Raw genomic sequence first — 24445 nt, 5'->3', positions numbered from 1 at the left:
CGGCCCCCCCGGCCCCGCCACGCCCCCCCGCCGCCCCCCCCCCCCCCCCCCCCCCACCCCCCCCCCCCCCCCCCCCCCCCCCCCCCCCCCCCCCCCCCCCCCCCCCCCCCCCCCCGGCGAGGAGGACTGGGAGCTCATCAACGCAGGCAAGGCGCCGGTCACGCTCGTCCCCGGCGGCTCGTACTTCCACCACACCGACTCGTTCATGATGATGCGCGGCGGCCACATCGACGTCACCGTGCTGGGCGCCTTCCAGGTGTCCGCGCAGGGCGACCTCGCCAACTGGGCGACCGACGACGCGCACCTCCCGCCCGCGGTCGGCGGGGCCATGGACCTCGCCGTCGGCGCCAAGCGGGTGCTGGTGCTGATGATGCACACCACGCCCGACGGCCGGCCCAAGCTCCTGCCGGAGTGCACCTACCCGCTGACCGCCGCGCGCGTCGTGCACCGCGTCTACACCGAGCTCGCGGTGATCGACGTGGAGCCGGCCGGCCTCGTGGTCCGCGAGATGGTCGCCGGGCTTCCCCGCGAGGAGCTGCAGCGGCGCACCGCCGCCCCCCTGCACTTCGCCGAGGAGGTCGGGGATCTGCGGGCCCCCTGACCCCGGGCGCTCCTCGATCGGCCGGCGCCGGGAGAACACTTCAAGCCCGTAGTGTTTCGCCCGTACGAGAACGGGCAGGACGCGATCATGCTCGCGCAGTGCACCGTCGTCGTGCCGACGATCGGGCGTCCCTCGCTCGACGTCCTGCTCGACGCGCTGGCCGCCGCCCCCGGCCCGCGCCCGGCGGAGCTCGTCGTCGTCGACGACCGTCCCACCGGGGAGCCGCTGCACCCCGACCGCCCCGGGCTGCCGCCGGTGCGGGTGGTCCGCACCGGCGGCGGAGGACCGGCCCGGGCCCGCAACCTGGGCTGGCGCACCGCCCGCACCGAGTGGATCGCCTTCCTCGACGACGACGTCGTGCCCGACCCCGACTGGTACCAGCGGCTCGAGGCCGACCTCGCCGACCTGCCGGCCGACGTCGCCGGCAGCCAGGGCCGGGTGCGGGTGCCCCTGCCGGAGCACCGGCGCCCCACCGACTGGGAGCGCGGCACCGCGGGGCTCGCCACCGCCAGCTGGATCACCGCCGATCTCGCCTACCGCCGCAGCGCTCTGGCCGCGGTGGGTGGCTTCGACGAGCGCTTCCCCCGCGCCTTCCGCGAGGACTCCGACCTGGCGCTGCGGGTCATGGACACCGGAGCCCGCCTGGTGCGCGGCGAGCGCTGGATCACCCACCCGGTGCGGCCCACCGACCGCTGGGTCAGCGTGCGCGTGCAGGCCGGGAACGCCGACGACGTCCTCATGCGGCGCCTGCACGGGCCGGACTGGCGGGAGCGGGCCGACGCCGCGCTCGGCCGCCGGCCGCAGCACACGGCCGTCACCGCGGCGGCGCTGGCCGCGCTCGGCCTGGCCGTCGCCCGCAGGCCCCGGGCCGCCCTCGCTGCGGCGGCCGCCTGGGCCGCGGGCACCGCCGAGTTCGCCTGGCGGCGCATCGCCCCCGGCCCGCGGGGCCGCGCCGAGGTGGGCACGATGATCGCCACCAGCGCGCTCATCCCGCCGCTGGCCACCTGGCACTGGCTGCGCGGCGTCGTGCAGCACGTGGGTGTGCCGGCGTGGCGCGGGCTGCCCGACCTGGTGCTCTTCGACCGCGACGGCACCCTGGTGCACGACTTTCCGTACAACGGCGACCCGGAGTGGGTGCGCCCGGTGGGCGGCGCGAAGGAGGCCCTCGACCGGCTGCGCGCCCGCGGCGTGCGGCTCGGCGTGGTGAGCAACCAGTCCGGCGTGGCCCGCGGGCTGATCACGCCCGACCAGGTGGACGCCTGCATGAAGCGGCTCGACGAGCTGCTCGGCCCCTTCGAGACGGTGCAGGTCTGCCCGCACGGGCCGGACGACGGCTGCGCCTGCCGCAAGCCCGCCCCGGGCATGGTCGCGGCCGCGTGCGCCGAGCTCGGGGTCGAGCCGGCCCGGTGCGTGGTCATCGGTGACATCGGCGCCGACGTCGAGGCGGCGGCCGCGGCGGGCGCGCGCGGCATCCTGGTGCCGACCCCGGTCACCCGCTCCGAGGAGGTGGCGGCGGCGCGGCAGCGGGCGGCGACCCTGCCGGAGGCGGTCGACGACGTCCTGGCCGGGCGCTGGTGAGCGCCCCCCGCACCGTCCTGGTCGCCCGGCTCGACAACGCCGGTGACGTGCTCCTGCAGGGCCCGCTCGTCCGTGCCGTCGCGCACGGCGCCGACCGCGTCGTCTTCCTGGCCGGTCCCGCCGGTGCGGCCGCCGCGGAGCTGCTCCCGGGCGTCGACGAGGTGTGGACGTGGGCCTGCCCCTGGATCCTCGGCGACCCACCACCGGTCGACGCCGACGACCTCGGCCGGCTCACCGACCGCGTCCGGGCGCTCGCCCCGGACGAGGCGGTGATCTCCACGTCGTTCCACCAGTCGCCGCTGCCGCTGGCGCTGGTGCTCCGCTCGGCCGGCGTCCCCCGCATCTCGGCGATCAGCGTGGACTACCCCGGCACGCTGCTCGACGTCCGCCACCGGGTCGACGACGACCTCCCCGAGCCCGAGCGGGCGCTGTCCCTCGCCCGGGCCGCGGGGTTCGAGCTGCCGGCCGGCGACGACGGCCGGCTCTCCGTGCGACGGCCCCTGCCCCCGGTCGCGCACACCCCCGGGGGCCATGATCTGTCGGCCGGGTACATCGTGCTCCACCCCGGGGCCTCGGTGCCGGCCCGCGCGTGGCCGGCGCAGCGCTGCGCCGAGGCGGTCGAGGCGCTCGCCGACGCCGGCCACCGGGTGCTGGTCACCGGCGGGCCGGGGGAGCGGGGGCTCACCGCGTCCGTCGCCGGCACCCGCGGGGTCGACCTGGGCGGGGAGACCTCCCTGGCCGAGATGGCGGCGCTGCTCGACGGCGCCGCGGCGGTCGTCGTCGGGAACACCGGCCCGGCGCACCTGGCCGCCGCGGTCGGCACCCCGGTGGTCTCGTTGTTCGCCCCCGTCGTGCCCGCCGTCCGCTGGGCGCCCTACGGCGTGCCCAGCGTGCTCCTGGGCGACCAGTCGGCGCCCTGCCGCGGCACCCGGGCCCGGGAATGCCCGGTGGCCGGCCACCCCTGTCTGACCTCCGTGACCGCGTCCGACGTGGTCGCCGCCGTGGAGAAGCTGGTGAGCGCATGAAGGTCCTGGTCTGGCACGTGCACGGCTCGTGGACGACGGCGTTCGTCCAGGGCCGGCACGAGTACCTGATCCCGGTGACCCCGGGCCGCGACGGCGACGGTCTGGGCCGCGCCCGCACCTGGGACTGGCCGGCGTCGGCGCGGGAGGTCACCCCGGCCCAGCTGCGGGAGGAGCAGGTCGACGTCGTCGTGCTGCAGCGCAAGCGGGACCTGGAGCTGGTGCGCGAGTGGCTGGGCCGCGAGCCCGGCCGCGACCTGCCCGCGGTCTTCCTGGAGCACAACGCCCCCGGGCTGGAGCCGGGTGACGGACCGGTACCGCACACCCGGCACCCGATGGCCGACCGCGCCGACATCCCGATCGCCCACGTCACCTCCTTCAACGAGCTCTTCTACGACAACGGCCGGGCGCCGACGACGGTGATCGAGCACGGCATCGTCGACCCGGGGGAGCGGTGGACCGGGGAGCTGGCGCGCGCCGCCGTCGTCACCAACGAGCCGGTCCGGCGCGGCCGCACCGTCGGCGCCGACCTGCTCCCCGGCCTCGCCGCGGTGGCGCCGGTCGACGTCTTCGGCATGGGCCTGGCCGGCCTGCACGAGGCCCACGGCCTGGACCCCGACCGGGTGGCGCTGTTCGACGACCCGCCGCAGGCCGCCATGCACGCGGAGCTCGCCCGCCGCCGGGTGTACGTGCACCCGGTGCGCTGGACGTCCCTGGGGCTCGCCCTGCTGGAGGCGATGCACCTGGGCATGCCGGTGGTCGCGCTGGCCACCACCGAGGTGGTCGAGGCCGTGCCCGCCGCGGCCGGGGTCATCTCCACCCGGCCCGAGCGGCTGTGGGCCGCCGTCCGGGAGTTCCTGGACGACGAGGACGCAGCGAGGCTGGCAGGCAAGGCCGCCCGCGCGGCGGCCCTCGAGCGCTACGGGCTGGAACGCTTCCTGCGCGACTGGGACGCGCTCCTGGGAGAGGTGACCCGATGAAGATCCACATGGTGAGCGAGCACGCCAGCCCGCTCGCCGCGATCGGCGGCGTCGACGCCGGCGGGCAGAACGTGCACGTCGCGGCGCTGGCCGCCGGCCTGGCCCAGCGCGGGCACGAGGTCACGGTGCACACCCGCCGCGACGACCCGGCCCTGCCCGAGCGGGTGACGACGGCGGACGGCTACGACGTCGTCCACGTCACCGCCGGACCGGCCGAGGCGCTGCCCAAGGACGAGCTGCTCCAGCACATGCCGGCCTTCGCGCGGGTGCTGCGGCACGGCTGGGCGGCGCAGCCCCCCGACGTCGTGCACGCGCACTTCTGGATGAGCGGCCTCGCCTCGGTCGAGGCGTCGGCCAGCCTGCTGGCCCCGGTCCCGGTGCTGCAGACCTTCCACGCGCTCGGCTCGGTCAAGCGGCGCCACCAGGGGGCGGCCGACACCTCGCCGGCGGAGCGGATCGACCTCGAGCGGGGGCTGTGCCGCGACGTCGCCCACGTGGTGGCCACCTGCTCTGACGAGGTCTTCGAGCTGCGCCGGCTCGGGCTGCCCAGCGACCGGGTCTCGATCGTGCCGTGCGGTGTGGACACCTCGGTGTTCACGCCCCGCGGCCCGGTGGCGCCGAAGGGCGAGCGGAAGCGGCTGCTGGTCCTCGGCCGGCTCGTCGAGCGCAAGGGCCAGGACGACGCCGTCCGGGCGCTGCGCGCGGTGCCCGACGCGGAGCTGGTGGTCGTCGGCGGCCCCGCGCCCGACGCCGTCGACGCCGATCCGGAGGTGCGCCGGCTGCGCGGCATCGCCGCGGAGGCCGGCGTCGCCGACCGGCTGGTCTTCGCCGGGTCGGTCGCCCGCGCCGACGTCCCCGCCTGGGTGCGCTCGGCCGACGTCGTGCTCGCCGTCCCCTGGTACGAGCCCTTCGGCATCACCCCGCTGGAGGCCATGGCCTGCGGGCGGCCCGTCGTCGCCACCGCCGTCGGCGGGCTGCAGGACACCGTCGCCGACGGGATCACCGGCGACCTCGTGCCCCCGCGTGACCCCGAGCGGCTCGGCGAGGTGCTCGCCGCGCTGCTCGCCGACGACGACCGCCGCGCCGCCTACGGCGCCGCCGGGGTTAAGCGGGCCCGCGCCCGCTACCGCTGGGCCCGCGTCGTCGCCGACACCGAAACCGTCTACCGCCAGGTCCTCGCCCGGCGTCGTCCCGTGGAGGTCGCCCGATGAGCGCCAGCCCGCACTCGTTCTTCGAGAACGTGACCGACGTGGTCCCCGCGCCGGACTCCTGCACCCACCTGACCGGCGCCGACCACGTCGCCTCGCTGCGGAACGCGCTGCGCTCCCTGGAGGCGCAGCTGCCGGTCCTCGACCGCTGGGGCCGGCTGCTCGCCGACGTGCTGTGCGGGGAGTCCCGCGGCCGGCTGCTCGCCGCGGGCAACGGTGGGAGCGCCGCGCAGGCCCAGCACCTCACCGCCGAGCTGGTGGGCCGCTACCGCGCCGACCGCCCGCCGTTCTCGGCGATCTGCCTCACCGCGGAGACCTCGTCGCTGACCGCCATCGCCAACGACTACCCGGCCGACGAGCTGTTCGCCCGCCAGGTGGAGGCCCACGGCCGCGCGGGCGACGTGCTGGTGCTGCTGTCGACGTCGGGGCGTTCGCCGAACGCGGTGGCCGCCGCGCGCCGGGCCCGCGCGTGCGGCATCACCACGCTGGCGATCACCGGCCCGGCGCCCAACCCGCTGGCCGCGGCCGCCGACGAGGCGGTCTGCATCGACTCCCCGTGGACCGCCACCGTGCAGGAGTGCCACCTGGTCGCCCTGCACCTCGTCTGCGCGGCCTTCGACGCCGCCGTGCTCGCCGAGGCGCCGCGGGTGCCCGACGGGCCCTCGCTCGAGGCGGCGAAGTGAGCGCCCGGCCGCTGGTCGTCGTCGGTGACGCACTGCTCGACGTCGACCTGGTCGGTACCGCCTCGCGGCTGACCCCCGATGCCCCCGTGCCGGTGGTGGAGGAGATCGAACGGCGCGAGCGCCCCGGTGGCGCCGCGCTGGCCGCGGTCATCGCCGCAGCGGCGGGTGGGCGCGAGGTGGTGCTCGTGGCGCCGCTGGACGCCGACGAGGACGCCGACCGGCTGCGCGCCCTGCTCGCCGGCCGCGTGCGCCTGCTCGAGATCCCGGCCACCGGCGGCACCGCCGTGAAGCAGCGGGTCCGGGTGGGTGACCACTCCATCGCCCGGCTCGACAGCGGCGCGCCGGTCGCGGTGCTCGGCGAGCTGCCGGCCGCGGCCGCCGACGCCATCCGCGACGCCGCCGCCGTCCTCGTCGCCGACTACGGCCGGGGCACCACCGCCGATCCTGCGGTGCGCGCCGCCCTGGCCGAGGCCCGCGGCCCCGTGGTCTGGGACCCGCACCCCCGCGGCGCGGACCCGGTGCCCAACGCCCGGCTGGTCACGCCGAACGGCGCCGAGGCCGCCCGCGTGGCCGCCGACGCCGCGGCCGGGACCGGGCTGGCCGCCGTGGGGGCCCGGGCCGAGGCGCTCATCCGGCGGTGGGGGGTCGGCGCGGTCGCCGTCACCCTGGGCGCCCGCGGCGCGCTGCTCTCCTACGGCTCCGGCGCACCCATGGTGGTGCCCGCGGTCACGGTGACCGGCGGGGATCCGTGCGGCGCCGGGGACTCCTTCGCCGCCGCGGCGGCGCTGGCTCTCGCCGACGGCGCCGTCACCGGCGAGGCCGTGGCCGCCGCGGTCGCCTTCGCCTCGGCGTTCGTCGCCCGCGGCGGGGCGACCGCCTGGGACGCCGACGAGCGGCCCGGGACCGACGTCGTCGCCGAGCCCGGCGCCGAGGCCGTCATCGCCCGGGTGCGCGCGGCCGGCGGCACCGTCGTGGCCACCGGCGGCTGCTTCGACCTGCTGCACCCCGGGCACGTCGCCACGCTCCGCGCGGCCCGCGGGCTGGGCGACTGCCTGGTGGTGTGCATCAACTCCGACGACTCGGTGCGCCGGCTCAAGGGCCCCGCACGCCCTCTGGTCACCGCGCCCGACCGCGCCCGCGTGCTCGAGGCGCTGGAGTTCGTCGACGCGGTGGTCGTCTTCGACGAGGACACCCCCAGCCAGGTGCTCGACCGGCTGCGCCCCGACGTGTGGGCCAAGGGCGGCGACTACGCCGGAGCGGACCTGCCCGAGGCCGAGGTGCTGCGCACCTGGGGCGGCCAGGCCGTCGTCCTGCCCTACCTCGACGGCCACTCGACCACGGCCCTGGTCGAGCGCTCGCGCGTGTGAAGGGCGGCATCGACGCCGCGGCGCATCCCGGTGGCCCTCCTGCAGAGGCCCGCCGCGAGCCTGCGAGTGGCGGGGGGCAGGGCGGTCCTCCTGCCGTCGCCATCGTCCTCCGGCCGCTCGGTCTGGGGGACCTGCTCACCGGGGTCCCGGCGATCCGGGCGATCCGGGCCGCCGTCCCGGACCACCGGCTGGTGCTGGCGACGACGTCGGCCCTGCGACCGCTGGCCGAGCTGATCGACGCCGTCGACGAGGTGCTGCCCGCGCGCGAGCTGGAAGCGCTGGAGTGGAGCGGTCCGCCGCCGGAGCTCGCCGTCGACCTGCACGGCAAGGGCCCGGCATCGCACGTGGTCGTCGCCGACCTGCACCCCCGGCGGCTGCTCACCTTCGCCAGCCCCGGCTACCCCGGGCCGACCTGGTACCCCGACGAGCACGAGGTTCGGCGCTGGTGCCGGCTGGTCTCCGAGGGGCTGGGCGTCGATGCCGACCCGGACGCCCTGGACATCGCCGTGCCGGCCGTGCCCCCGCCGGTCCGGGGTGCCGCCGTCGTGCACCCCGGGGCGGCGTTCCCGGGCCGGCGCTGGCCACCGCAGCGCTTCGCCGCCGTCGCCCGCCACCTCGCCGACGCCGGCCACGACGTCCGGATCACCGGCGGCCCGGCGGAGGTCGAGCTCGCCCGGTCGGTGGCCGCGGCGGCGGGGTTGCCGGATACCGCGGTGCTGGCCGGCCGGACGACGTCCGTGGAGCTGGCCGCCGTGGTGGCTGCGGCCGAGCTGGTCGTGTGCGGCGACACCGGCGTCGCGCACCTGGCCACCGCCTACCGGCGGCCGTCGGTGGTGCTCTTCGGCCCCGTCTCCCCGGCGTTGTGGGGACCGCCCCCGCGGCCCCAGCACGTGGTGCTCTGGCACGGCGACGGCACCGGCGACCCCTGGGGCACCGACCTCGACCCCGCGCTGGCCCGGATCACCGTCGACGAGGTGGAAGGGACCCTCGACCAGCTCCTGTCCGGTCGCGCCGAGTGGGCCCCGAAGGGGTCCGCGCAGGCGTGACGCAACGGCTCAGCACCCTGGCGGAGGCACGTGGCCGCGGTGCGATCCGGAGGATCGCGGTGTCATCGCCTACGAGCGCTGGCGGAGGGCGTCGAAGAGCACGGTCTGCAGGTCGTTCTCGTCGACCGCGGAGTACGCCGCGCCGCCCGTGGCCTCGGCGATCTCCTCGAGCGAGCTCAGGTCGGCGTCCGGCCCCAGGGCCACACCGATGACCTTGATCGGCCGCTGCGGGTCGGCCTCGGCCTCGAGCGTGCTCAGCAGCTCCTCCAGGCTGAGCCCCTCGGCGTCGTCCTCGTTCGTGCCGTCGGTGACCATCAGCACGCTGTTGACCGCGGTGGGGTCGTAGTTCTCCCGCGCCGACCGCACAGCCGCCAGGGTGGTGTCGTACAGCCCCGTCCCGCCCGGCGTCAGCCGGTCCGGGATGGTGTCCAGCTGCTCGTCGAGCACCTCGCGCTGGGTCCGGCCGTCGACGACGTCGTCCAGCTCCCGGGTGGGGACGAGCTCGGTCCAGTCCTGGTCGCCCTGGAGCTCGTAGGCGAAGGCCCAGAGCCCGAGGGCGTAGTCGTCGGGCACCAGGGAGAGCGTGCTCTTCGCGGCGTCGCGGGCGAGGGTGGCGCGGGTGCCGTCGCCGACCGGCGCCGCCATCGACGTCGACACATCGAAGACCGTCAGCACCCGAGACGGCGCGGCGAGGCTGGACAGCCGGGTCAGCAGCGCCTGCACCTGCTGGGGGTCCAGCGGCAGCACCGGTGGGCTCGCCTCGGCGATGCCGCTGTCGGGACCGGCACCGGGAGGCGCGGCGCCCTCGGGGCCGCGGAAGCCGGCGTCGCGGACGGCGACCTGCGCGTCCTCGGACAGCAGCCGGTCGACGACGGCGTCGACGGCGCGCTGCTCGGCCCCCGTCGGGGTGCCCACCCGCAGCACCGGGTAGTCGAGGACCGGCGAGCCCTCGGCGGGGTAGACGGCGACGAGGGAGGACTCCTCGGCCTCCTGGTGGTCGGCGTACACGACCTGCTCGCTCACCGGGACCAGCGGCGCGTCGGCGCTGTCCTCGCGGCCGGCGGTCAGCCCCTCGGCGGGGGAGAGGGCGGTGCTGCGCGCGGAGGCGAGCACGGCCTGCACGACCGCGTTGTCGGCGTCGGCGTCCCCGCCCAGGGCGGTGCGCACGGCGGCCAGCGCGGCCAGCCCCTCGGCGCTCGCGGCGAGGTCGGGCACGGCCAGCGGCCGGCCGGTGCCCAGGGCCTCGGCCCAGCCCGGGCCCGAGTCGGCCCAGCCGAGCTCGTCGACGGCCGTCTCGCTGGTGGCCAGGACGACCGGGGAGACCGCCATGGAGCCGGCCGGGTCGAGCTCGCGCGAGGAGACCCGCGCCGCCCACAGCGACGAGTCGGGGACCCACACCTCCGGCAGCGCCTCCTCTTCGAGGACGCTCAGGTCACCGGCGGTCAGCAGCGGTTCGCGGGCCGTCACCTCGGCGGTGATGCAGAGGGACTCATCGGGCGACTCCACCTCCGCCAGGAGCTCCCCGGCCACGTCGGACAGCTCCGGGGCCACGGTGACGTCGACGGCCACCTGCTCGTCGCAGCCACCACCGACCAGCCACCAGACCAGCCCGCCGGCGAGCAGCGCGACGGCCAGCCCCGCGGCGATGAGAACGGGAAGCACCGAACGGCGCGTGGCTGCGGGATCTGCGTGGCGGCCCATGCTCGCTCTCTGAGGTCGACTCGTGGTGGATGCGGCTCCACCTGAGCTCGCCGCTCCAGATTAGATGTGTCCCACGTCGCTCTGGGGTGACTCTCGTCGCATGACCGATGACGGTGGGTCAGACCGCCTGGGCGGCCACGGCGTTCCGCTGGGCGGCGAACCACTCGACGGTGCGGCGCAGCCCCTGCTCGGAGGTCACCTGCGGGCGCCAGCCGAGCAGCTGCTCGGCGCGGGTCGTGTCGGGGCGGCGGACCTTCGGGTCGTCGACGGGCAGGTCGATGTAGTCGATCGGGGAGTCCGAGCCGGTGAGCTGCACGATCCAGCGGGCCAGCGCCAGCATCGACAGCTCGTCGGGGTTGCCGATGTTCACCGGACCCGGGTGCTCGGAGAACGCCAGTGCCAGGATGCCGGCGACGGTGTCGTCGACGTAGCAGATGGAGCGGGTCTGCGAGCCGTTCCCGGCCACGGTGAGCGGGCGGCCGTCCAGTGCCTGGTTGACGAAGGCGGGGATCGCCCGGCCGTCGTCGGCGCGCATCCGGGGCCCGTAGGTGTTGAAGATCCGCACGATGCCGGTGTCGGTGCCCTTCGACGTCCGGTAGGCGGTGGTCAGCGCCTCGCTGAACCGCTTGGCCTCGTCGTAGACCCCGCGGGGGCCCACCGGGTTGACGTTGCCCCAGTACTCCTCCGTCTGCGGGTGCTGCAGCGGGTCGCCGTAGACCTCCGAGGTGGAGGCCAGCACGTACCGGGCGCCCTTGTCGTGGGCCAGGCCCAGGGTGTGCAGGGTGCCCAGGCTGCCGACCTTGAGGGTCTCGATCGGCATCTTCAGGTAGTCGATCGGGCTGGCCGGCGAGGCGAAGTGCAGCACCAGGTCCACCGGGCCCGGGACGTGCACGTAGTCGGTGACGTCGCAGCGGACCAGCCGGAACCCGGGGTGCTCCATCAGGTGCGCGACGTTCGCCGGGGAACCGGTGAGGAAGTTGTCCAGGCACACCACCTCCACCCCGCGCTCCAGGAGGTGCTCGCACAGGTGCGACCCGAGGAACCCGGCACCGCCGGTGACCACCGCCCGCCGGATGGTGCGAGCCTCGCGTAGCCGTCCGTCCGCCATGCCGTCGTCCTCCTGTGCTCTCGTGCGTGCGCCCGCCCGCGGACGCACCTGGCGGCGGACGTACCCGGAGATCAACTGCACACACACTTCGGGGCCGAAGTGCTTCCGGCGGTGGCGGCGCCTGCCTGCCGCTCCGCGGCCGGAACGCGGACGGGCCGCCGCCCTCCCGGAGGAGGACGGCGGCCCGCCGTGGTGCGAGGAGGTCTTAGTTCACGGCCTCTTCGTCCGGGATGGCGTTCGTCGGCGGGGTGGCCATCTCGCCGTCGTACTCCTCGATCGGCGCGTCACCGATGTCGGTCACCCGCACCGGCTGCACCTCCTCGGAGCCGTTGCCGACGATGCGCTCGATGGTCATGCCGCCGGTGCCCATGTGGCTGTCCTCGGAGTAGCGGAACGGCGCGAAGACCGGGCCCTCCCAGTCGCCACCGGCCTGCTCGACCGCCTCGACCAGACCCTCGCGGGTCGGGTTCTGGCCGGCCGCCTGCAGGGCCTGCGTCATGGTGTAGGCCTGCGCCATGCCGTACACGCGGTAGTTGGTGAGCTCACCCTCGCCACCGCACTCGTCCCAGATCCGCTGGAACTCCTGGATCCACGGGTTGTCGGTCATGTCCACCGTCGGCAGGTAGCCGGTGGTGAGCGCGCCGTCCAGCAGGGCCGCGTCGGACACCTGGCCCTCGCTGAAGCGGTTCAGCAGGCCGCCCACGAGCGTCGGGTCCGAGCCCACGTTGGAGTAGAACCACTGCGGGTCGTAGCCGAGCTGCAGCGCGGTCAGCTGCGACAGCGCGGTGTAGCTGGGCACGTTGAAGCCGACGACGAAGTCGGCGCCGGCCGCCTGCAGCGCCGCGATCTGCGGGCCGACGTTGGTGTTGCCCGGCGTGTACCGCTCGGCCGCGACGATCTGGTCGTCGATGTACTGGCGGATGCCGGCCTCGCCGTCCTCGCCGAAGTCGTCGTCCTGGAGGAAGAGGCCGACCTGCGCGTCGGGGAAGTTCTCGGCGATGTACTCGCCGATGATCTTGCCCTCGCTCATGTAGTCGGTCTGCCACCCGAACGACATCGGGTAGGTCTCCGGGTCGTCACCCCACATCAGCGAGCCCGAGGAGACGAACAGGTCGGGGACGCCCTCGTCGTTGAGGAAGTCGACCACGGCGCTGTGGGTGGGCGTGCCCAGCCCGCTCATCATCGCGAAGATCTCGTCCTCGAGGACGAGCTCGTTCACGACCTGGCTGGTCTGGGTGGGGTTGTAGGCGTCGTCGCGGAAGATCCAGTCGATCTCCCGGCCGTAGACGCCGCCCTCCTCGTTGAGGCAGTTGAAGTAGGCGTCGACGCCGGTCGGGATCTCGCTGTACCCGGGCGCGGCCACACCGGTCAGCGGGTAGTGCGAGCCGATCTTGATCGAGGTCTCGGTGACGCCGATGTCGGAGGCCTCGTTCTCGCCCCCGCCACCGTTGGCGGAGGAGCCACCGCCCTCTTCGCTGCCGCCGCAGGCGGCGAGGGTGGAGACGACGGTCGCCGCGGCGATCGCCGTCATGAGACGTCGGGAGGATCTGGACAACAGTTCTCCTCTGGTGCGGCCCGGGCGTGGATGCCCGGGAGTCTGGGTGGGGTGGAGCAGCCGGGGACGAGCGGTCGATCGGGTCGTGCTCACCCCCTGCTGGCGCCGTTGGCCTGGGCCTGGGCCATCGCCCGCTTGGCCTTGCGGGTCATCCAGCGGAGGCGGATGGTGCCCACGAACCCGGCCGGGACGAAGATCATCACGACGATGAGCACGACGCCGTAGACGAACGGCGCGAGCTGGGCCGCCTCGGTCTGGCTCAGGCCAAAGTCTCCGCCGAGGTTGGTGACGAACGGCGGCAGGAAGACCAGCAGGGCCGACCCGAGCAGGGCGCCGAGCAGGCTCCCCAGACCGCCGATCACGATCGCGGTGAGCAGCGCCAGCGACAGCACGATCGTGAAGCCGCTCGGCGCGGCCAGGCGGACCACGATGGCCAGCACGCCGCCGGCGAGCCCGGCCGCCGCGGCGCTGACGACGAAGGCGAGCACCCGCCAGGCGCCGAGGTTGATGCCGGCCAGCTCCGCGGCCACCTCCTGGTCGCGCACCGCCCGCCAGGTGCGCCCGATGCGGCTGCGCACCAGGTTGGCCAGGAAGAAGTACGTGATCAGCAGGCAGATCGCGCCGACGTAGGCCAGCCACTTGGTGCTCGAGGCCGAGTTGCCCGAGACCGTGTCGATGAAGCTGCCGAACCACTCCGGCGCCTGCGGGGCGCGCACGCGCATGCCCTGCTCGCCACCGAAGGTGTCGTGGAAGTAGATCGCCAGCCCGGGGAGCCCGACCGCCAGCGCCAGCGTCGCGCCGGCCAGGTACGGGCCGTGCAGTCGGGCCGCGGCCACCCCGACGAGCGCGCCGATCGCCGTGGCCACCACGATGGCGACCAGCAGGATCAGCGGCAGCGGGAGCGGTTCTTCGGCGTCGAGGAACAGCGCCGTGGTGTAGGCGCCGGCGGCCATGAGCGCCCCGTGCCCGAGCGAGATCTGGCCGTTGATGCCGGTGAGCACGGTCAGCCCGCCGGCGGCGATCGCGTAGTAGGTGAGCGTGGCCAGCTGCGAGTTGCGGTACGGGCTGGTCATCTCCAGCAGCAGGACCGCGAGCACCGCCGCGCCGAGCAGCACGAGCAGGTGGCGCAGGAGGGTGGACTGGGGCAGGAACGAGCGGCCGGACTTCGCCGGGGCCGAGGGCGTGTCCCCGCCGGCGGTGGCCTCGACGGGCGCCTCCTCGGTGGCCTTGCCCGCCTTGCCGGGCGTGCCGCTCGTGGACCTGGAGCTCTGCAGGTCGCTCATCGTCATGCCCTCCGAGCCGTGCTGCTGCTGAACAGGCCACCCGGTCGCACGAGGAGGACGACGATGAGGATGACCAGGGCGGAGATGTTGACCAGGGCGCTGCCACGGGGGGCGTAGCCGCTCACGTAGCTCAGCGCCAGGCCGAGGATCAGCCCGCCGACGATCGCGCCGACGGGGGAGTCGAGGCCGCCGATGATCGCGGCGACGAAGCCGTAGACGATCAGGGCGTCCATGTAGGCGGGCCAGACGAACGAGCCGCCGGCGATCAGCAGGCCCGAGAGCGAGCCGACGACCGCGGCCAGCCCCCAGCCCAGGGTGAGCATGCCGCCCACCTTGACGCCGAGGAGCCGGGCGACCTCCTGGCTGAACGCCGAGGCGCGCATGGCCAGGCCGATGCGGGTGAACCGGAACAGCGCGACCAGCAGCGCCATCACCAGCAGCACCGAGCCGATGATGTACAGGCTCGTCGGGGTCAGCGGGATCGTCGTGTCACCGATCTCGAAGCCCCGGACGCCGAACGGCGTGGGGAACGACTGGAACGACGAGCCGAAGATGATCGCGATCGCTGCCTGGATCGCGACGAAGAGGCCGAGCGTCACGATCACCGCGTTGAGCTCCGGACCACCCTCGACCGGGCGGATGATCACCCGCTCGACGATCGCGCCGAGGACGAAGCCGGAGGCGAGCGCGACGATGAGGGCGACCCAGTAGGACTGGCCGGCCTGGATCAGGGCGAGCGCGATGAACGTGGTGGCGGCGGCCATCGAGCCCTGGGCGAAGTTGACGACGCGGGTCGACCGCCAGATGAGCACCAGGGCCAGGGCGAAGGCCGAGTAGATCATGCCCTGGGTCAACCCGGTGAGGGTGACGTTGACGAAGTAGTCCACGGGAGGAGGAAGCCTTCCTGGCTGTTCGGGGAGGGTCAGAAACCGAGGTAGGCGTGCCGGAGGTCCTCGTCGGCCATCAGCGTGCGGGCGGAGTCGGTGACGACCACCTTGCCGAGGTTGAGAACGACGCCGACGTCGGCGACCGACAGGGCGCTGCGGGCGTTCTGCTCGACGAGCAGGACCGAGAGCCCCTCGGAGTCGACCAGCTGGCGGAGCAGCCCGAAGATCTGGGCGACGATCCGCGGGGCCAGGCCCAGGGAGGGCTCGTCGAGCAGCAGGACGCGGGGCTTGGCGAGCAGCGCCCGGCCGATGACCAGCATCTGCCGCTCCCCGCCGGAGAGCGTGTGGGCGGCGTTGTTCCTGCGCTCGGCGATGCGGGGGAACAGGTCGTAGACCCGGTCGAACTCCTCCTTGCCGACCTTGCCGCGGAACAGCGCACCGACGCGCAGGTTCTCGTCGACGGTGAGCTCGGAGATGACACCGCGGCCCTCGGGGACGTGCGCCATCCCCTTGGCGACCATCGACTCGACCGGGGCCTTGGTGATGTCCTCGCCGTCGAGGACGACGCGGCCGGAGACCGGCCGCACCAGGCCGCTGATGGTGCGCAGCAGCGTCGTCTTGCCCGCGCCGTTGGCGCCGAGGACCGCGGTGATCCGGCCGGCCTCCGCAGCGAGGGAGACGCCGTCGAGGGCGCGGACGGGCCCGTACGCCGAGGTGAGCTCCTCGACCTCGAGCAGGCGCGTGGCGGTGCCGGTGCCGCCGGTGGCCGACAGCGCCGTGCTGCCGTGGGTCTCAGGCATGGGGGCGTCCTCCGTCGGCGTGGTGGAGCTCGGCGGCGTCGGTCTCGGCGTCCACGGCGTCCCCGAGGTAGGCCTCGGTGACGGCCGGGTCGGCCTGCACCTCGGCCGGGGTGCCGGCGGCGATCTGCTTGCCCGAGTCGAGCACGGTGATCTGGTCGCAGACCCGCATGACGAGGTCCATGTGGTGCTCGACCAGGAGCACGCTCATCCGGCCGACGACCGAGCGGATCAGCTCGCCCAGCTCGTGCATCTCGTCCTCGGAGAGACCGCTGGCGGGCTCGTCGAGCAGCAGCAGCTCCGGCTCGGCGACCAGCGCCCGGGCCAGCGCCACGCGCTTCTGCACCGGGTAGGGGAGCGAGCCGGGGTAGCGGCCGGCGAACTCGACGGCGTTGAGCTCGGCCAGTGCCCGCAGGGCCCGCTCACGCAGCAGCCGCTCGTCCTTGTCCGACGTCGGCAGGGCGAAGAGGGCCGAGGCGAAACCGGCCCGGGCGTGGCGGTGGGCCCCGACCATGACGTTCTCCAGCACCGTCATGCCGGGGAAGAGCCCCACGCCCTGCAGCGTGCGCGCGATGCCCAGGGAGGTCAGCTGGCTCGGCTTGAGCCGGCGCATCTCCTCACCGCGCCAGACGATCCGGCCCGACGTCGGGCGGACCAGGCCGCAGGCGACGTTGAACAGCGTCGTCTTGCCGGCGCCGTTGGGGCCGATGAGGCCGTGCACCTGGCCCGGCTCCACCGTCACTGAGACGTCGGTCAGGGCGAGCACGCCGCCGAAGGCGACGTTGATCCCGGTCATCTCGAGCCGGGCGGTGGGCGTCGTGTCCGGTGTTCGCTGGCTGCCAAGCGGCTGCGCCAAGGGGCCCACTGCTCCTTCGCATCGGTGAGGCACCACCCGGATGCGGGTGGTGGCGGTCAGGTCGCGAGTACGTCCCGCTGAGACTGCCCGGCCGTGTCACCCGTCACAATGGGCGCACCGCACAGCGATCACAAGAGCGTGTTGTGCTGTGTGTCGACCTGTTGCCAGGTCGATACCGGGTCGCCGTCGGCGGCCCGCCCGGCCTCGTCGAGGGCGGCCGATCCCGGCCTCGATTGGGTCACGACTCGGTTGCACACCACACCCCCGTGCGTGTCGCCCTTCACAATGGGCGCAGCGCACATCCATGGGCCGGTCGTGTTGTGCTGTCAGCGGTGCGTCCGAGGAGGTGAACGCGTGCAGCCCTTCCGCCCCGAGGTGGCGACCAGGCTCGCGGAGCTGGCGCCGCGGCTGGTGGAGCAGCTCGACGCGATGACCGACCGGATGGTCGACGTGCTGGTCCGCACCGAGCCCGCCTACCGCGAGCTGGTGGAGGAGTCCGAGCAGGACCTGCGGTCCTCGACGCGGTCGAACCTCGAGAGCGGGCTGCAGTCGCTGATGGCCGCGGCGTCGGGCACCGGGACCCTGCACCTCGCGTCGGCCCGGGCGGTGGGACGCCGGCGGGCCGCCCAGGGGATCCCCCTGGAGGCGGTGCTCCGGGCCTACCGCCTCGGCGGGCAGGTGACGTGGGAGGCGCTGCTGGCGGTCTCCCGCGACGGGAGCGGGCAGCACGACACCCTCCTGCTCGAGGTCGCCGGGTCGGTGTGGCGCACCAACGACGCGGAGTGCGGGGCGCTGGCCGAGGGCTACCGCGAGGAGCAGCGGCGCCTGGAGGGGGTGGACGAGTCGGCCCGCCAGCAGGCCCTCGACGGGCTGCTGGACGGCCGCGGCAGCGACCCGGCGTTCGTCCGCGCCGCCGCCGAGACGCTGGCCGTGCCGCTGGACGGGCGGCTCATGGCGGTCGTGGCGCTGCCGGGTCCCGACGGCGCCCCGGCGCTGCATTCTCCCGGTGACGCGCTGCTCAAGCGGGGGGTGCGCTCGGTCTGGGGCGTGCGCGGTGACACGCAGGTGGGGCTCGTCGTGCTGGGCAGCACCCGCCCCGGTGACCTGCTGGCCCTGCTGCGGGGGACCGCGCACGGCCCCGTCGGGGTGTCCGACGTGGTGGAGGGAGCGGCGGCGGTGGGGGCGGCCTACCGGCTGGCCGACACCGCCGTGCGCACGCTGCCGGCCGGGTCCAGCCGCGTGGTCAGCATCGACGACCGGCTGCCCGAGGCGCTGCTGAGCAACTCGCCCGAGATCAGCTCCCGGCTGGTGGGCCAGTCCCTCGGCGGGCTGCTGGAGCTGCCCGAGGACGAGCGCGACGTGCTGCTGGACACGTTGGCGGCCTTCCTCGCCACCGACGGGTCGCCCACGCGGGCCGCGGACGCCCTCTACTGCCACCGGAACACGGTCATGCACCGGCTGCGGCGCATCGAGTCGGTGACCGGCCGCAAGGTGACCGATCCCCGGTCCCGGCTGCTCTGGCAGCTGGCGCTGCTCGGCACCGAGCACGGGGAGCCGGCCCGCCGCTCCGCCTGAAAGGACCCCGTCCCTCTCACCACTCGCAGGCTCGTGGTGAGCCTCCGGACGGGGCCTTACTGGAGGTAGTTCTCCACCTGCGGCTCCGGGCGGGGCTGCGCCTCGTCGGGGTCCTCGTCGTACTGCCGCTTGGCGCGGCGCTGCCGCAGCAGGTCCCAGCACTGATCGAGGTCGGCCTCGAGCTTGCTCATGCGGGCCCGGGTGTCGTCGGTGTGCTCGCTGCTCTCGCGCAGCGCGTGCTCCTCGTCCACCAGGGAGTGGATGCGCTTCAAGATGTCCTGCTCGTCCATGCCCGGATCCCTGCCCGGGGACGCGGTCGCGAAACCGTGACGGCCGTGTCCCCCGTCCGCGGTCAGCCCTGGCCGGGCACCCAGCCCTCCACGAACGCGGCCAGCCGGCGGTGCACCGCCCCGCCCGCGCGGCCGAGGGCGAGCAGCGCCGCCCGGTCCAGCGGCACGCGCACAGTGCGGCGGCCGCTGGACCGGGCGGCGACGGCGTGCCCCGCGGCCACCAGCTCGGGCCAGGGGCGGGACAGCTGCTCCCGGACCCGCTCCAGCGCCGCCGCCGTGGGCCCGGCGTTGCCCTCGACCATCGCCGTCACGAAGGCCGGGTCGCTGCCGATCACCCGGGTGCCGTCGCGGAAGCTGCCGGCGGCGAGCGCCAGGGCGAGGGGGCCGGCGCCGGCCGCCGCGGCGGCGAGGGCGGCGGCGAGCAGGTGCGGGACGTGGCTGATCGCGGCGACGGCGTCGTCGTGCTCGGCGGCGGTGACCGGCACGACCTCCGCGCCGACCGCGAGCGCCACCTCGGCCACGCGCAGCCACCGCGGCAGCTCGGTGCCCGGCTCCAGGCAGAGCGCCCAGCGGGCCCCGGCGAACAGCTCCGGGTCGGTGGCCCCGTGCCCCGACCGCTCCGTGCCGCACATCGGGTGCCCGCCCACGAAACGCCGGCCGAGGACGGGCTCCAGCGCGTCGAGCACCGGCACCTTCACCGAGCCGAGGTCGGTCACCGTGGCGTCGGGGTCGACCGTCAGCCCGTCCAGCGCGCTCGCCATCGCCGGCAGCGGCACCGCCAGGACCACGACGCCGGAGAGCTCCCGCGTGATGCGGACCCCGCGCGCGGCGGCGGCGTCGCGCGCGGCGGGGTCGACGTCCCAGCCGGACACCGGCCGGCCGGCGGCGACGAGCGCGGCGGCCAGCGAGCCGCCCAGCTGGCCCAGCCCGACGACGCCGACCGGGGGAGCGGGCATGGTCGGGACCGGGAACGACGGCGCCCCGCCGACGGGGGCGGCCCCGGGACGGGCGGTATCGGCCATGATCAGAGGCTATGACGCCGACCCATCCGCTCCGTCGTCCCTCCACGCCATGACGCCCCGGTCGTTCCTGCTCACCCCCGAGCTGGCGGAGTACGTGCGCGCCTCCTCCGAGGCGGTGGACGAGGTGATGGCCGGCCTGATCCGGGAGACCGCGGAGATGGCCGAGCGCGGCGAGGCCCCGGCCACCATGCAGATCGCCCCCGAGCAGGGCGTCCTCATGCGGCTGCTCGCCGCGGCGCTCGGCGTCCGCACGGCGATCGAGATCGGCACCTTCACCGGCTTCTCCGCGCTCTGCATCGCCCAGTCGCTGCCGGCGGACGGCTCGCTCCTGTGCCTGGACCGCAGCGAGGAGTGGACGGCGGTGGCGCGGCGGCACTGGGCGCGGGCCGGGGTCGCCGACCGGATCGAGCTGCGCCTCGGCGAGGCCCTGGCGACGCTGCGCGCGCTGCCGGCCGAGGAGAGCTTCGACCTGGCGTTCGTCGACGCCGACAAGACCGGCTACGCCGCCTACGTCGAGGAGCTGCACCCGCGGATGACGCGCAACGGGGTGGTCCTGCTGGACAACACCCTCCGGGCGGGGCGGGTGCTGGACCCGGCGGACGAGTCCGACCACGCGCTGGCCGAGCTCAACGCCGCCCTGGCCGCCGACCCGCGGTGGGAGACGGTGCTGCTGCCGCTCGCCGACGGCCTGACCGTGCTGCGCAAGCGATGAGCGAGGGCGCCGTGGCGGGGCCGGCCAGCTACGCGGTGCGGGTGGCCCGGGTCGGCTCCCGGTGGAAGGTGGAGCTGCTCGCGGCCGACGCCGGTGACGAGCTGCCGGTGCTGGAGCGCGCGCTCGGTGAGCCGGGTGCCGGAGGGTGGCCGCCGCCGTTCGTGCTCGTCGTCGACTCCCGGCTGTACTTCGTGGCGCTGCGGCACGGTCCCGGCGGCATGGTGCGGGCGCTGATCTCCGACGCCACGATGCTGGAGTGGGTGCTCGCCGCCGAGGTGGTGGAGCGCTACGGCATCGGCGTCGACACCGACGGCGCCTTCGACGACGACGAGACCGGCTGGCCCGGCGGCGACCTGGACCTGTTCGCCGACGACGGGCTGCCCGCCGAGGAGCTGCGACCGATCGTGACCGCCGACGACCTGTGGGCCGACGAGATGGTGGGCCGGATCGCGGCCAGGCTGGGGTTCGCCGACGAGTTGGCCGCGGCGGTGAACCCGTGACGGTGACCGCGGTGGTGTTCGACCTGGGCGGGGTGCTCACCGAGAGCCCGATGACCGCCTTCGCCGCCTACGAGCGGGAGGCGGGGCTGCCCGACGGGCTGATCCGGCAGCTCAACTCGACCGACCCCGACACCAACGCCTGGGCGCGGTTCGAGCGCAACGAGCTGGACGTCGCCGGGTTCTGCGCCGCGTTCGAGGCCGAGGCCGCGGCGCTCGGCCACCGGATCGAGGCGGCGCGGGTGCTCGCGGCGCTGCAGGGGGAACTGCGCCCGGCGATGATCACCGCGGTGCGCCGGTTGCGCGCGGCCGGTCTGCCGCTGGCGCTGCTGTCGAACAACGTCGCGCCGATGGAGCGCACGGGCCGGCTGGGGGACCTGCTCGACCTGTTCGACGCGATCGTGGAGTCCTCGGTCGAGGGCGTGCGCAAGCCCGAGCCGGAGATCTACCGGAGGGCGCTCGACCGCCTGTCGGAGGCGGTGGGCCGCCGCATCGAGGCCACGGACTGCGCGTACCTCGACGACCTGGGCATCAACCTCAAGCCGGCGCGGGCGCTGGGGTTCGCCACGATCAAGGTCGTCGACCCGGCGGTCGCGCTGGCGGAGCTGTCCGGGCTGGTCGGCTTCCCGCTGGACGACGCCGCGTGAGCCGGTCCCGGTACCTGTTCCTCGGACGGTCCGTCTCTGCCCACGCCGGCTGGGCAGAGACGGACCGTCGCCGGAGGTCCTCGTGACCGAGGACCTCGACGCCGCGATGGGCCGGGCGCTGGAGCTGGCGGCGGCTGCAGAGAGCTGGGGGGACACGCCGATCGGCGCCGTCGTCCTCGGGCCGGACGGGGCGGTGCTCGCCGAGGCGGCGAACGAGCGGGAGAAGCTCGGCGACCCCACCGCGCACGCGGAGGTGCTCGCCCTGCGCGCCGCGGCGCGGGTGCACGGTGACGGCTGGCGGCTGTCGGGCTGCACCCTGGTGGTCACGCTGGAGCCCTGCACGATGTGCGCCGGGGCCAGCGTGCTGTCGCGGGTGGACCGGGTCGTCTACGGCGCCGAGGACCCGAAGGCGGGCGCCGCGGGGTCGCTGTGGGACGTCGTCCGCGATCGCCGGCTCAACCACCGGCCCGAGGTCACCGGCGGGGTACGGGCCGACGAGTGCGGCGCGCTGCTACGTGCCTTCTTCCGCCGTCAGCGGGGCCTGTAGTCTCTTCGGCGGTGGCGTGTCCGAGCGGCCGAAGGAGCACGCCTCGAAAGCGTGTGAGGTGCAAGCCTCCGTGGGTTCAAATCCCACCGCCACCGCCAGCTGACGACGGCGGCGCCCCTGCGGGCGCCGCCGTCGTGCTGTGTGGGCCACCTCGCACCGCTCTCAGGAAACTGGCAGCCGGGCCCCAGGGCTCCTGATCATTCCGCCTCCACTGTGTCGAAGCCGCCATTGCGGCATGCAACCTTTCGAGACCGCGGAGCGACGAATGTTCTTCACCTACCTGCGGCGCGAACTGCGCCAGCGGCGCCGGCAGTCCCTGCTCGTCGCGCTCGGACTCGGCCTGGCGATCGCGCTGGTCATCACCGTCACCTCGGTGACCGCAGGCGTGGGCGATGCGCAGGACGAGGTCCTGGAGTCCGTCTACGGCGTCGGCACCGACATCACCGTGAGCACGCCGCCCCAGCGCCCCGACGCGGCCGCCGGAGGCGGCGGGACGGCGGGCGGCGGCCCGCGCACCTTCCAGTTCGACCAGGAGGGCACGGAGGCCGCCGGCGGCGGCCGCTCGTTCGACCAGGACCAGCTGCGGACCTCCGGCGCCACGATGGATGCCGCCGCGGTCGAGAGCGTGGCCGGCATCGACGGGGTGAGCGCCGTCGCGGGGACGCTGAGCATGACCAGCACCAGCTTCACGGGGGAGATCCCCGCCTTCGGCAGCGGGCAGATGCCCGCCCGCGGCAGCGCGGACGACGGTTCGGCGACCGGCCCGGGCAGCGGTGGCTCCTTCAGCGTCACGAGCGTCGACATCGAGGGCGTCGACCTCACCGCCGAGGCCGTCGGCCCGCTGAGCTCCACGGCGCTGGACGAGGGCCGGGGGCTCACCGAGTCCGACGCCGGTGCCCAGGTCGCCCTCGTGGACGCCACCTACGCGGCCGAGAACGACGTCGCCGTCGACGGTACGGTCACCCTCGGGGGGACCGACTTCACCGTGGTGGGCATCGTCTCCTCCGCCTCGGCGTCGGCCACAACGGCGGCCGACGTCTTCGTGCCCCTGGACACTCTGCAGACGCTCGCCGAGCAGAGCGGTCAGCTGTCGACCCTGTACGTGCAGGCCGCGTCCGCCGACGTGATCGACGAGGTGCAGACCGCGATCGAGACCACCCTCCCCGACGCCACCGTCAGCACCGCCGACGACCTGGCCGGCGAGGTGTCCGGCTCGCTGTCCAGCGCCTCGGAGCTCGCTCGCACGCTCGGCACCTGGCTGGCCGCCCTGGTCCTGCTCGCGGCCTTCGTGCTCGCGGTCCTCTTCACGCTCTCCGGCGTGAGCCGGCGGGTCCGTGAGTTCGGCACGCTCAAGGCGCTGGGCTGGCGCAGCCGCCGCGTCGTCGGCCAGGTGATGGGGGAGTCGCTCGCCCAGGGCCTGCTCGGCGGCGCCGTCGGTCTGGCGCTCGGCCTCGGCGCGGTCCTGGTGATCAACCTGGTCGCGCCGGAGCTCTCGGCCACGGTGGCCTCCTCCGGTGCAGGTGCCGGTGCCGGCGCGGGTGGTCGCCCGGGCGGCTTCGGCGGTCCTGGGGGCGAGGCGGCGGACGCCGCGTCGGCGGTCGCGGTGACGCTCGCCGCCCCGGTCACGGTGACCACCGTGCTCCTGGCCGTGGCGATCGCGGTCCTCGGTGGGCTGCTGGCGGGCGCGGTCGGCGGCTGGCGTGCCTCGCGCATGCGCCCGGCGGAGGCGCTGCGCAGTGTCGCCTGATCCCGCCGCCCCGACCCTGCTCCTTCCCGCTCCGCCGGACCCGGAGGTCCCCATGTACGTCCTGAGCCAGACCGCGAAGCGCTACACCACGAAGAACGGCACCGTCGACGCCCTGCGCGACGTCGATCTCACGATCGGCGCCGGTGAGATGGTCGCCGTCCAGGGGCCGACGGGCGGGGGCAAGTCCACCCTCCTGCAGCTGCTGGGGGCGCTGGACCGGCCGACGTCCGGGTCGATCACCCTCGACGGGCAGGAGCTCTCCGGCCTGGACGAGGGCGGGCTCACCGCGCTGCGCGCACGCACCATCGGGTTCGTGTTCCAGGGCTTCAACCTGGTGCCGACCCTCACCGCGCAGCAGAACGTCGAGACCGGTCTCGTCCCGCTCGGCGTGCCCGCCCAGGAGCGGGCCGACCGGGCGGCCGGGGCGCTGGCCGACGTCGGGCTGGACGACCGCGCCGGCCACCTGCCCTCGGAGCTCTCCGGCGGTCAGCAGCAGCGGGTCGCGCTCGCCCGTGCGCTGGCGAAGGGGCCGCGGGTGCTGCTCGCGGACGAGCCCACGGGCAACCTCGACGAGCAGACCCGGGACGAGATCATGGAGTTGCTCGAGCACCACTGGCGGGAGTCCGGCCTCACCGTGGTGATCGTGACCCACGACTCGGCGGTGGCCCGGCGGGCCCAGCGCCGGCTCTGGATCAAGAAGGGTGCACTGACCGAGCGGACGTGACCACCGCGGGGG

The 24445-nt window shown here is 75.0% G+C and carries 24 protein-coding genes and 1 tRNA gene; 16 read left to right on the top strand and 9 right to left on the bottom strand.

Annotated elements, in window-relative coordinates; genetic code table 11:
- From ACI79S_RS16070 to ACI79S_RS16035, 8 genes are all read left to right on the top strand, one after another.
- A partial coding sequence (locus ACI79S_RS16070; RefSeq protein WP_456594445.1) for a CoA-transferase occupies positions 1-601 on the top strand: 601 nt, incomplete at its 5' end.
- Between the two features lie 87 nt (positions 602-688).
- The gene (locus ACI79S_RS16065) at positions 689-2179 is read left to right on the top strand and encodes an HAD-IIIA family hydrolase (protein ID WP_456594444.1); all 1491 of its coding nucleotides are present in this window, start codon (positions 689-691) and stop codon (positions 2177-2179) included.
- Positions 2176-3204 carry a glycosyltransferase family 9 protein gene (locus ACI79S_RS16060; protein ID WP_456594443.1) on the top strand — a complete coding sequence of 343 codons (1029 nt, stop codon included), beginning with the start codon at positions 2176-2178 and terminating at the stop codon, positions 3202-3204. Before ACI79S_RS16065 ends, ACI79S_RS16060 begins: the two co-directional genes overlap by 4 nt.
- The gene (locus tag ACI79S_RS16055; protein WP_456594442.1) at positions 3201-4181 is read left to right on the top strand and encodes a glycosyltransferase; all 981 of its coding nucleotides are present in this window, start codon (positions 3201-3203) and stop codon (positions 4179-4181) included. Before ACI79S_RS16060 ends, ACI79S_RS16055 begins: the two co-directional genes overlap by 4 nt.
- Positions 4178-5392 (top strand): glycosyltransferase, encoded by a 1215-nt coding sequence (locus ACI79S_RS16050; RefSeq protein ID WP_456594441.1) that lies wholly within the window; start codon positions 4178-4180, stop codon positions 5390-5392. Before ACI79S_RS16055 ends, ACI79S_RS16050 begins: the two co-directional genes overlap by 4 nt.
- Positions 5389-6072, top strand: coding sequence for a D-sedoheptulose-7-phosphate isomerase (locus ACI79S_RS16045; RefSeq protein WP_456594440.1), 684 nt, complete (start codon positions 5389-5391; stop codon positions 6070-6072). Before ACI79S_RS16050 ends, ACI79S_RS16045 begins: the two co-directional genes overlap by 4 nt.
- Positions 6069-7439 (top strand): D-glycero-beta-D-manno-heptose 1-phosphate adenylyltransferase, encoded by a 1371-nt coding sequence (gene rfaE2 / locus ACI79S_RS16040; RefSeq protein ID WP_456594439.1) that lies wholly within the window; start codon positions 6069-6071, stop codon positions 7437-7439. Before ACI79S_RS16045 ends, rfaE2 begins: the two co-directional genes overlap by 4 nt.
- Positions 7436-8485: a glycosyltransferase family 9 protein gene (locus ACI79S_RS16035; protein WP_456594438.1), complete on the top strand. Its 1050-nt coding sequence runs from the start codon at positions 7436-7438 to the stop codon at positions 8483-8485. Before rfaE2 ends, ACI79S_RS16035 begins: the two co-directional genes overlap by 4 nt.
- Positions 8486-8554: 69 nt before the next feature.
- Here the strand turns inward: ACI79S_RS16035 and ACI79S_RS16030 are convergent, their stop codons facing one another.
- The 7 genes from ACI79S_RS16030 to ACI79S_RS16000 form a co-directional block, all read right to left on the bottom strand.
- Positions 8555-10147 (bottom strand): substrate-binding domain-containing protein, encoded by a 1593-nt coding sequence (locus ACI79S_RS16030; protein ID WP_456594437.1) that lies wholly within the window; start codon positions 10145-10147, stop codon positions 8555-8557.
- Between the two features lie 157 nt (positions 10148-10304).
- The gene (locus ACI79S_RS16025) at positions 10305-11294 is read right to left on the bottom strand and encodes a UDP-glucuronic acid decarboxylase family protein (protein ID WP_456594436.1); all 990 of its coding nucleotides are present in this window, start codon (positions 11292-11294) and stop codon (positions 10305-10307) included.
- Positions 11295-11499: 205 nt separating this feature from the next.
- Positions 11500-12849, bottom strand: a complete 1350-nt coding sequence (locus ACI79S_RS16020; protein WP_456594435.1) for an ABC transporter substrate-binding protein — start codon at positions 12847-12849, stop codon at positions 11500-11502.
- Positions 12850-12938: 89 nt separating this feature from the next.
- A complete protein-coding gene (locus ACI79S_RS16015; protein ID WP_456594434.1) occupies positions 12939-14132 on the bottom strand; it encodes a branched-chain amino acid ABC transporter permease in 1194 nt (397 codons plus the stop codon).
- A 2-nt stretch (positions 14133-14134) separates the two neighbouring features.
- On the bottom strand, positions 14135-15019 hold the full coding sequence (locus ACI79S_RS16010; RefSeq protein ID WP_456594433.1) for a branched-chain amino acid ABC transporter permease: 885 nt from the start codon (positions 15017-15019) through the stop codon (positions 14135-14137).
- Positions 15020-15054: 35 nt separating this feature from the next.
- On the bottom strand, positions 15055-15819 hold the full coding sequence (locus ACI79S_RS16005; protein WP_456594432.1) for an ABC transporter ATP-binding protein: 765 nt from the start codon (positions 15817-15819) through the stop codon (positions 15055-15057).
- Complete coding sequence (locus ACI79S_RS16000) at positions 15812-16681, bottom strand: ABC transporter ATP-binding protein (RefSeq protein ID WP_456594431.1); 870 nt, start codon at positions 16679-16681, stop codon at positions 15812-15814. The genes ACI79S_RS16005 and ACI79S_RS16000 overlap by 8 nt, the downstream gene beginning before the upstream one ends.
- A gap of 345 nt (positions 16682-17026) precedes the next feature.
- On the opposite strand from ACI79S_RS16000, the gene ACI79S_RS15995 reads away from it, so the two are divergent.
- On the top strand, positions 17027-18247 hold the full coding sequence (locus ACI79S_RS15995) for a PucR family transcriptional regulator (RefSeq protein WP_456594430.1): 1221 nt from the start codon (positions 17027-17029) through the stop codon (positions 18245-18247).
- 56 nt (positions 18248-18303) lie between these two features.
- Here ACI79S_RS15995 and ACI79S_RS15990 read toward each other — a convergent pair whose 3' ends face one another.
- Together ACI79S_RS15990 and ACI79S_RS15985 are read right to left on the bottom strand one after the other, a co-directional pair.
- Positions 18304-18537, bottom strand: a complete 234-nt coding sequence (locus tag ACI79S_RS15990) for a DUF2630 family protein (RefSeq protein WP_456594429.1) — start codon at positions 18535-18537, stop codon at positions 18304-18306.
- A gap of 62 nt (positions 18538-18599) precedes the next feature.
- The gene (locus ACI79S_RS15985) at positions 18600-19559 is read right to left on the bottom strand and encodes a prephenate dehydrogenase (protein ID WP_456594428.1); all 960 of its coding nucleotides are present in this window, start codon (positions 19557-19559) and stop codon (positions 18600-18602) included.
- 49 nt (positions 19560-19608) lie between these two features.
- On the opposite strand from ACI79S_RS15985, the gene ACI79S_RS15980 reads away from it, so the two are divergent.
- From ACI79S_RS15980 to ACI79S_RS15950, 7 genes are all read left to right on the top strand, one after another.
- A complete protein-coding gene (locus ACI79S_RS15980; protein ID WP_456594427.1) occupies positions 19609-20271 on the top strand; it encodes an O-methyltransferase in 663 nt (220 codons plus the stop codon).
- Positions 20268-20771 (top strand): tRNA adenosine deaminase-associated protein, encoded by a 504-nt coding sequence (locus tag ACI79S_RS15975; protein WP_456594426.1) that lies wholly within the window; start codon positions 20268-20270, stop codon positions 20769-20771. Before ACI79S_RS15980 ends, ACI79S_RS15975 begins: the two co-directional genes overlap by 4 nt.
- Positions 20768-21415 carry an HAD-IA family hydrolase gene (locus tag ACI79S_RS15970; protein WP_456594425.1) on the top strand — a complete coding sequence of 216 codons (648 nt, stop codon included), beginning with the start codon at positions 20768-20770 and terminating at the stop codon, positions 21413-21415. Before ACI79S_RS15975 ends, ACI79S_RS15970 begins: the two co-directional genes overlap by 4 nt.
- A gap of 82 nt (positions 21416-21497) precedes the next feature.
- Positions 21498-21962 (top strand): nucleoside deaminase, encoded by a 465-nt coding sequence (locus ACI79S_RS15965; protein WP_456594424.1) that lies wholly within the window; start codon positions 21498-21500, stop codon positions 21960-21962.
- A 10-nt stretch (positions 21963-21972) separates the two neighbouring features.
- Positions 21973-22060 (top strand) — tRNA-Ser (locus ACI79S_RS15960).
- Positions 22061-22197: 137 nt separating this feature from the next.
- Complete coding sequence (locus ACI79S_RS15955) at positions 22198-23709, top strand: ABC transporter permease (protein WP_456594423.1); 1512 nt, start codon at positions 22198-22200, stop codon at positions 23707-23709.
- Positions 23710-23761: 52 nt separating this feature from the next.
- Positions 23762-24433 (top strand): ABC transporter ATP-binding protein, encoded by a 672-nt coding sequence (locus ACI79S_RS15950; protein ID WP_456594422.1) that lies wholly within the window; start codon positions 23762-23764, stop codon positions 24431-24433.
- The last annotated feature ends 12 nt before the right edge of the window (positions 24434-24445 follow it).

Source organism: Blastococcus sp. SYSU DS1024, assembly GCF_054050795.1.
The sequence above is the reverse complement of the archived record's forward strand: the minus strand, read 5'-3'. Positions and strand labels throughout refer to the sequence as shown.

Excerpts from the sequence above, each read along its gene's own strand:
- ACI79S_RS16065 (WP_456594444.1), top strand. The coding sequence starts at position 689 with ATGCTCGCGCAGTGCACCGTCGTCGTGCCGACGATCGGGCGTCCCTCG.
- ACI79S_RS16055 (WP_456594442.1), top strand. The coding sequence starts at position 3,201 with ATGAAGGTCCTGGTCTGGCACGTGCACGGCTCGTGGACGACGGCGTTC.
- ACI79S_RS16050 (WP_456594441.1), top strand. The coding sequence starts at position 4,178 with ATGAAGATCCACATGGTGAGCGAGCACGCCAGCCCGCTCGCCGCGATC.
- ACI79S_RS16045 (WP_456594440.1), top strand. The coding sequence starts at position 5,389 with ATGAGCGCCAGCCCGCACTCGTTCTTCGAGAACGTGACCGACGTGGTC.
- ACI79S_RS16025 (WP_456594436.1), bottom strand. The coding sequence starts at position 11,294 with ATGGCGGACGGACGGCTACGCGAGGCTCGCACCATCCGGCGGGCGGTG.
- ACI79S_RS16015 (WP_456594434.1), bottom strand. The coding sequence starts at position 14,132 with ATGAGCGACCTGCAGAGCTCCAGGTCCACGAGCGGCACGCCCGGCAAG.
- ACI79S_RS16005 (WP_456594432.1), bottom strand. The coding sequence starts at position 15,819 with ATGCCTGAGACCCACGGCAGCACGGCGCTGTCGGCCACCGGCGGCACC.
- ACI79S_RS15990 (WP_456594429.1), bottom strand. The coding sequence starts at position 18,537 with ATGGACGAGCAGGACATCTTGAAGCGCATCCACTCCCTGGTGGACGAG.
- ACI79S_RS15985 (WP_456594428.1), bottom strand. The coding sequence starts at position 19,559 with ATGGCCGATACCGCCCGTCCCGGGGCCGCCCCCGTCGGCGGGGCGCCG.
- ACI79S_RS15980 (WP_456594427.1), top strand. The coding sequence starts at position 19,609 with ATGACGCCCCGGTCGTTCCTGCTCACCCCCGAGCTGGCGGAGTACGTG.
- ACI79S_RS15975 (WP_456594426.1), top strand. The coding sequence starts at position 20,268 with ATGAGCGAGGGCGCCGTGGCGGGGCCGGCCAGCTACGCGGTGCGGGTG.
- ACI79S_RS15955 (WP_456594423.1), top strand. The coding sequence starts at position 22,198 with ATGCAACCTTTCGAGACCGCGGAGCGACGAATGTTCTTCACCTACCTG.
- ACI79S_RS15950 (WP_456594422.1), top strand. The coding sequence starts at position 23,762 with ATGTACGTCCTGAGCCAGACCGCGAAGCGCTACACCACGAAGAACGGC.